Origin of the sequence: Aquirufa beregesia (assembly GCF_011090385.1) — a bacterium.
In the GTDB taxonomy this organism is placed as follows: domain Bacteria; phylum Bacteroidota; class Bacteroidia; order Cytophagales; family Spirosomataceae; genus Aquirufa; species Aquirufa beregesia.
The window spans coordinates 330,042-337,238 of the sequence record NZ_SEWW01000003.1; the positions used below are offsets into that span (position 1 = coordinate 330,042).

The 7,197-nt window shown below is 35.8% G+C and carries 6 protein-coding genes; all 6 read right to left on the reverse strand.

What is annotated here, in order from left to right; translation table 11 throughout:
- Positions 1–284 precede the first annotated feature (284 nt).
- Positions 285–926, reverse strand: a complete 642-nt coding sequence (locus tag EWU23_RS07390) for an AbiV family abortive infection protein (protein ID WP_166230351.1) — start codon at positions 924–926, stop codon at positions 285–287.
- 123 nt (positions 927–1,049) lie between these two features.
- Entirely contained in the window at positions 1,050–1,619 is a 570-nt protein-coding gene (locus EWU23_RS07395) for a hypothetical protein (RefSeq protein ID WP_166230353.1), read from the reverse strand.
- Between the two features lie 311 nt (positions 1,620–1,930).
- Complete coding sequence (locus EWU23_RS07400; RefSeq protein ID WP_166230355.1) at positions 1,931–3,223, reverse strand: type II toxin-antitoxin system HipA family toxin; 1,293 nt, start codon at positions 3,221–3,223, stop codon at positions 1,931–1,933.
- On the reverse strand, positions 3,217–3,564 hold the full coding sequence (locus EWU23_RS07405; protein WP_166230357.1) for a helix-turn-helix transcriptional regulator: 348 nt from the start codon (positions 3,562–3,564) through the stop codon (positions 3,217–3,219). Before EWU23_RS07405 ends, EWU23_RS07400 begins: the two co-directional genes overlap by 7 nt.
- Positions 3,565–3,898: 334 nt before the next feature.
- The gene (locus tag EWU23_RS07410) at positions 3,899–4,708 is read right to left on the reverse strand and encodes a hypothetical protein (RefSeq protein WP_166230359.1); all 810 of its coding nucleotides are present in this window, start codon (positions 4,706–4,708) and stop codon (positions 3,899–3,901) included.
- Between the two features lie 154 nt (positions 4,709–4,862).
- Positions 4,863–6,626 (reverse strand): DUF885 domain-containing protein, encoded by a 1,764-nt coding sequence (locus tag EWU23_RS07415; RefSeq protein ID WP_166230361.1) that lies wholly within the window; start codon positions 6,624–6,626, stop codon positions 4,863–4,865.
- Between the last annotated feature and the right edge of the window lie 571 nt (positions 6,627–7,197).

A 7,197-nucleotide genomic window follows, 5' to 3' on the forward strand; every position in this document is an offset into this window, starting at 1 on the left:
TTTCAATGGGGATTATTTTCCTCATTATCCAAAGACTAAATTGAATATATTTCTGAATCCGATGATTCGGTTGGGGGTGAGGTGAGGGGGCTTGAGAAATTTCCCAAGCCAATTCAGTATTAATAATTTTGAATCATTTACAGCTTGCTACCTCACTCCCGCTTTTTATTTCTGGGATGTCGAACGACAGATAGTAGGATTTGAAATCTTTGATTAACGGAATTATCCATTTGAGTTTTAATTTAGAGAAAATGGAATAAGATTGCCGTTGGTAGGTGTTTTTATTAATCGTAGCTGTTGAGCATGTTAATAAATTCGTCGTCTGTTATGTTGAGGTCTTTAATTATTTGAGTTTGACTTAAAATAACTGTAAAGTATTTCAATGCAATTTCATAGTCTGATCTTAGAAAATCTTTTGGTGATATCCAGATATCATTTCTTAAATCAACATAGAAACCATTGTTTTTATTGTTATTGGCGTCTTTGAGCCAAGCAATAAATGTTGTTCGTTCCTCTTCGGTAAAATTTGTTTCAGAAAATGCGCCATTTATTAAATATCCAATTTCCTTAAAGCGATTTTCTAAGATTTTTATATGCTCAGGGTTAGATTTCATTCCCGTTGCAGAATATAGAATATATTCTTGAAACGTCTCTGCAACTTGATTTGAACTAGCTTCGATGAACTCTGTCAATAGGTTGTGTTTAGTTTGATGTTGTTTAAAAATATTGGTACTTTCTTCTTTTTTGAATACGCTTTTGTCTGCTTTACACGTCTTGTATACTTGATATTTAATTAATTCTTCAAGGCCAAGGATTAAATGAGAAATTGCATGTCCATACTCATTATTTTCTGCAAGAAGTTTAGCAGAGTTCAAATGACTAAGTCCGTTTTCAAATATTTTATTATAGTTATCTCTGTCTGTCATAAAAAGGAAACTAATTATTAATATTTGCTATTCGATATCTTAAATTGGAGGATATCAAATAATTTATTTTTTGTTTGAAATGACCCAATGGAACATTTTGAACAGCGGGTTTTGACAAAAGTTTTATTTTTTGACTACGTAGACTTTCCAAGTTTCTATTTTACTTTTTTCCAGTTCATTAGAAACCTTATATCCTTCTAATTCTGTATTAAATTCTTTTGAATTTAAAATCGCTTTGGAAAGTTCTTTTGGCATTGAAATATTTAGTGTTCTAAATGTTTTTTTAGATATATCATTTAAGAATTTTAAAGCGTTTTTCTTATCTACTGGATTATTGATGTTCAAATTGATGTAGATTTTGGTCGCCTTATTTTCTGTTCCTTCAATATAATAAGCAATGTTGTTTTGCATTCCATAACCGTCCTTTTGGGGTCCAAATTGATAATAATCTGTCAATGATCCCCAACCCATATCCATGGGGTTCCGCCATTCTTTAAGTTCTCCAATTCCATTTTGAGATAAAGCATTTATCAATTCATTTGGATTTTCAAAAATGTTTGAACCCTTGTTTGTTTGTATTTCTGAATTTGTTTCAATTGAAACTATATTATTTTTATTTGAGTCATTTCCACAGCTTGTTATAATGGTCGCCAATATAGTTACAGCAATACTATGTTTTAAAATATATTTCATACGTCAAACGTATTTTGGTTGTCAAATAAAACTAATTAAGTTAGTTCAATTTACAGATTTTCCCCATTCCACCCTCAATCATCTCAAAGCCAAGCCGTGCCGCTGCCAATTCACTTGTTAAGAAAAATTTAAATTCTTGATAATCAGGATAAAATCGCCCTAATAGCTAGGATATAGGGGCTTTGTTCTGAAATTTAAATGGCCGAAATGCTTGTCAAGTATTGTTTAAATTGGGTACTAAACCTCGGATTCGTGTATAAAAATAGGCTTGAGAAATCTCCCAAGCCTATGATATATGAATTTATAGGGAATCAATTACGATTGAGCACGGCATGGATGTTGTCTCGTTGGATGGGATTGACTTGGGCCATTTCAGCAAACTCGTTCCACTTTTTCACGGATTGGTGGATTTGATCAATAATGACTTTGGCATGTTTAATGTTCATGGATTTGGCCACGATTTCCAAATCATGTTTCTTTATTTCATCTCTTTTTCCATTGACGCTTAGGGCATGTTGGCTCACCCATTGGCTGTCAGGTCGGTAGGCAAAACAAATATCATAGGCGGGACTTAATTCCCAGCTGCTACCCTTTTGCAGTCGGAAGGCAAAATTTTTGGTATGATCATCGCAATTTTTGGCCAATACATTCAACACCATACGTCTAAAGAGTTGCTCCGCTGCTGGATAAGGTAACCGTAGTTGCCTCATGGTTTGGAATAGTTGCTCGTAGCTAAAGCTGGTGATTTGGTTGAAATCGGCATGTTGCAGCGCACAAAATGTTTGGATATGGTGCTTTTGATTCCCTTCCCCTCGATCAAACCTCTTGGTCATAAAATGGGCTCGTCCATGTTCTTCCATTAACCTTGATTCCATCATGTCAACTCCACAGGCTTTCGCCAGATAGTAATAGGCCATTTCAATTCGACCATATCCTGTACTTTCACCAAATTGTACATCACTCACCGTGTCGAGTTTAATTAACCAATGCTCAAAACCTGCAGGAGCCTTGCTTTGTCCTGATTTCACTTGCCCTGTTTTCGGATGATAGGCGATGATGGCCTTAGGTCTCGCCCCTCCAGCTGATGTTCCAATTTTCAGAATATCCATCATGGCTTTTTCCTCATCTTGATTTAAGTTGGTTTCAAAGCCTTCTTTTTTATGGACTATTTTCTGTATAGTCTTCAGTAAACTGTCTATTTCAATATCATTAGCCCCTTTCATGTTAGCGTATTGACTAGGTTCAAATTCCAAAGCTCCCATACCTCTAGCTCCAATAAAGCATAGCAGCTCCACGGGATTCATGCTATTTTCTGCCCGACCATGCTGAGCAAGCCAACTATTGATTAATTGATTTCCATAGTCATCCGGTAAGACATCCGCCAATAGTCCAGGTAAGCCTTTAAATGTTTTGGAAGCTCTTAACTCAGGAAAGGAGAATATGCGCCCCTTGCTTGGTGCTATGGGCATTTTGATAGGAGATAAATCCCAGTTTTTTTCTATGAATTTGGGGGTATATTCAAAATCAGCGATTCCTTCCTCTGCATTCCATGCCACAGCACCCACAGTCTCATTCCATATTTTGATGATAGCTGTAGTTACCATGATGAATCGCTTTGAAGGGGTTTATTTATGGGACTGCGTGCCCTTTGCTTCTTCTTTTTAGCTAGTTTAGCCAATAGCAATGGACTGATTTTTTCTTTCGTTGAAAATATGTCCAACAAATGCAATATGTCCAGCGCCCGCATGATTTGAATCAATGAAACTAAGGAAATAGCTTCACCTTTTTCAATTTGCGTCACGGTCCAGCGATTCAATCCCGCCTCCAGAGCTAATTGAGCCTGCGTTTTATTGATTTCCAGTCGTTTTTGTTTTAAGTAAGCACCTATCGTTTCCACAATGGCTTGATCGCTTAGAGTTGACCGATTTATGTTGGTATTTTCCATCTTAATAAGTAATATATGTATATAAAGGTGGTATATGCCAACAAATGTAATCATAAATATATATAAATACTTATGAGTTATTAATTTTGTTAGCATAAGCCAACTTTATGACCAATTTATTATTATAATGTTGGTTTTTACTATCAATAAATTGATAATTTTTAAAAAACAATAGATAAATAAAGGCTTGAGAAACCTCCCAAGCCCTATTAATTAGTTTAGATGAATCTGGGACTACCAATCCTGATTATCTGTGGTTCGAAATGACCCTACGGAACATTTCAAACAGCGGGAGTCTTTTATATCTTCTTTAAACATCTTATTCAATTTGTTGTCATTGTTTCAGTTTTTCTGGTAGCCAATAATTTATATCTTGGTGTCCTTTTGGAATGATTACCTCAATTTCTGATTTACCATTTTTTATTTTTTCAATGATGGGGTGTTCAGGATTATTTCTCTCTCTAGTTTTTCCTCCGTAAAAATATCCATAACCGCGTTCGTCAACAGCGTTAAATCTTTTTGTTATAATGTCAATAGTTGATGCGGAATTTTCAGATATAAACATACCAAAATGAATTTCTGTGCTCCATAACACCCCTAAGCCTTTTATTGATTTGTCATATATGGCTTTCACGTTACTATCACACCTTTGTATCCAGTATGGCCAATTAATCACTTCAATTCCCGTTTCATCTTCAACGATTTTCTTTTTTCTAAAAGGGTCGTCTTTTGGCATACCCCAACGAGAAGGTGCAAAATGTGAAGGTCCTTCAAATTCAATAAATACTGGTGATTTGTCTTGGAGGGTTAATTTCAAGTCCATTGCAAACTTTTTGACTTTTATTTGTCTTTCAATTTGAATGTCGGGGTAAGTTCGTCTGATTATTGCAATTAAGAGGATTTCATCCAAGCTTGATTTGTCAACTGGTATCGCATTTGAAATTTTGTTTTCATACCATAGTTTTTGAATTAGTCTTTCGTCAACTATTTCATAACCGTCAATGAACTTAAAATTAATAGTTGTTAAGTCATCGTCATTAACTTGAAGTATTTCTTTTATATCGGATTTTGTCAAATATGAACCAACACAATTGTCGATGTCGTTAAGGTCAAAAAGCCCTACTGGTCGTCCTAATATTGCCATTGTCTTTGTCGTCTTTTAAAATGACCCACAATGGTTAGGAGCTTGGCGTAGTGGCGGTATTATAGCACTACCGTTGATACGAAGCACTTAACCTGCCATTACGTTAAACCCCTGTTATGGGCAGGTTTCCGTCTGTCCGTTACTTAGCTCTTTTTTACTTCACGGTTTTCGCCCAATCGTCCATATAATTTTCAAAAACCGTTAAAGGCATTGCACCGCCTTTCAGAATGGCATCGTGAAAATCACGGAAGCTGAATTTATCCCCCAATTGTTTTTTATACTTATCTCGAAGCTCTTTTATTTTCAGTTCACCGATTTTGTAGGAAAGTGCTTGAGCGGGCACAGCCATATAACGCTCAATTTCTGACGTTGCACCTTGTTCGGAAATAGGTTCGTTATCCATCGTATATTTTATGGCTTCTTCTCTGTTCATTTTTCCGGTGTGCAATCCGGCATCTGTTACCAAACGAATGGCTCTATGTATTTCCATTCCTAATGCTCCCAATTGATGATATGGATTGGTATAAAGTCCTAAGTCTTTTCCCAATGATTCGGTATATAAAGCCCATCCTTCTGCAAAAGCACTGTTCATGTATTTTTGCCGAAATTCAGGAGAGCCTGTGTTTTCAGATTGTAAACTGACTTGGAAATGATGTCCCGGAATTGCTTCGTGCAAAAACAGACTTTCCATATCCATATTGGTAATATTGATTTTAGCAGGGTCGAGAATAGAAACATAGAAAATTCCTGGACGGTTGCTTGGTAAATCGCCTGGTAAAAATTGTGCAGGCACTGAGGATGCCCGAAAATCTTCCGTTTTGCGGGCTTCAAAAAGCGTTTTCGGTGTAATTCCGAAATATTTCGGAAGATTGGGTTCTATGGTTATATAAATCGTTTGGTAAGCATCCAACACTTCTTTATCAGTTTTGAAAGGCATAAACTGCTTGTCGGTTTTCATAAACTCGAACAATTCGGGAAGCGTCCCTTTAAAATCGATCGAAGTTTTTATTTTCTCCATTTCAGAAGTAATGCGGGTAACTTCCGACAATCCCAATTGGTAAACGTCTTCGGGGTCTTTATTGGTTGTGGTATTAGAAAAGATATAGTCTTTATACATTTCCTTTCCGTTTGGTAATGCGTTGATTCCCGAAGTTAACCGAGCTTTTGGCAAATATTCATTTTGGAAAAATGTTGCCAATTTTTGTATTGAAGCAAAAATATCTTTAGAGATAATTTCTTTGAATGCTTTGCTCAAACGTTTTTTATCACTTTCAGGAAAATCTTTTGGGAAGTTTTTTATCGGTTCATAGAAAGAAGAGTTTTCATCATTTTTTGCCAATGCCTGCATTTGTGGAATCACCTTTACCACCAAAGATTTTGGCAAAACCATTCCCGTTTTAATTCCTTTTCGCATATTGTCGATGGCAACATCTGTCCAATGTGGAAATGCTTTACTGCGTTTCAGCCAGTTGTGGTAATCTTTTACAGTTTTAAAAGGCTGTGCCGAAGTTCCTGAACCCAATATTGCCAGATACATCGGAGTATTAATCATTTGATTAATCGGCATATATTCAGCGTGATATTTTTCTAATTTCAATGCGGTTTGGAGGCCATTTTCCAGAATAGTATAACTGATTTTATCTTCTCTATTGAGCTGTTCTTTGGCAAAATTTTGTAATTGTTTCAGGTATTTTGCATAGAAATCGTGTTTCTTTTTCAGGAACGTTTCATCATCGGCAGGGAGCAAGTCATTATAATCCTCAACACCGTTAAAGGTTGCATTAAGCGGGTCAATTGTATTTGCTTCTTTGTAATACTCATCAAACAACTGATGAAGATTCTGATTATTTTGCTGTGCGTTCCCGTTTAATGAAAATGCAAGCAGAACTATTGCAATCGTTGATGTTTTATTAAGCATAAGTTGACATTTAAATGTGCATACATGTTAGTGGCTCTTTTGTCCGCTAGTGGTTAGATTTGAAGGCAAGTTTGGAGATAATTTGAGAAAATAAACTTATGTTTGCCATAGGAAGAGGGTTAGTTTTTTTGTGCACCTCAAAGTTAATTGAGTTAAAAAACTTCTCTTCCTTTTTTAATCGTTTAGGACGCTATTGGTTTTATATGTTTGTTTTTGCTCGTCAGTTTAGTGTTAGTACTGTCCTAATAGCATGACCGCTAACTAGCATATCCCCTCTACTCCATAGCGCAAACCTTTGTCAGTGAAGAGTGTATTGGCACAACCAAGATACATAATTCAAATATAGCATTTAGCTCTTCCAAAAAAGGCTTGAGAAATCTCCCAGGCCTTTTTTTGAAGAATAAATGAATCATTTACCATTCACCACATACAATTCCCCTCCATTGTCAATGCCTGAAATAGGTTGACCGTTTAAAAGTAAAATTTTAAACATAAAATCTATTATCCATGGCAAACAAAAAATCGTATCTTCAAAGTGTGTCGCAAAGACGCCTTCGTCATTTTAGTGACA

What these genes read in the sequence shown, in the direction of transcription:
- EWU23_RS07390 (WP_166230351.1), bottom strand. Translation starts at nt 926, where the DNA reads ATGACAGACAGAGATAACTATAATAAAATATTTGAAAACGGACTTAGT.
- EWU23_RS07395 (WP_166230353.1), bottom strand. Translation starts at nt 1,619, where the DNA reads ATGAAATATATTTTAAAACATAGTATTGCTGTAACTATATTGGCGACC.
- EWU23_RS07400 (WP_166230355.1), bottom strand. Translation starts at nt 3,223, where the DNA reads ATGGTAACTACAGCTATCATCAAAATATGGAATGAGACTGTGGGTGCT.
- EWU23_RS07405 (WP_166230357.1), bottom strand. Translation starts at nt 3,564, where the DNA reads ATGGAAAATACCAACATAAATCGGTCAACTCTAAGCGATCAAGCCATT.
- EWU23_RS07410 (WP_166230359.1), bottom strand. Translation starts at nt 4,708, where the DNA reads ATGGCAATATTAGGACGACCAGTAGGGCTTTTTGACCTTAACGACATC.
- EWU23_RS07415 (WP_166230361.1), bottom strand. Translation starts at nt 6,626, where the DNA reads ATGCTTAATAAAACATCAACGATTGCAATAGTTCTGCTTGCATTTTCA.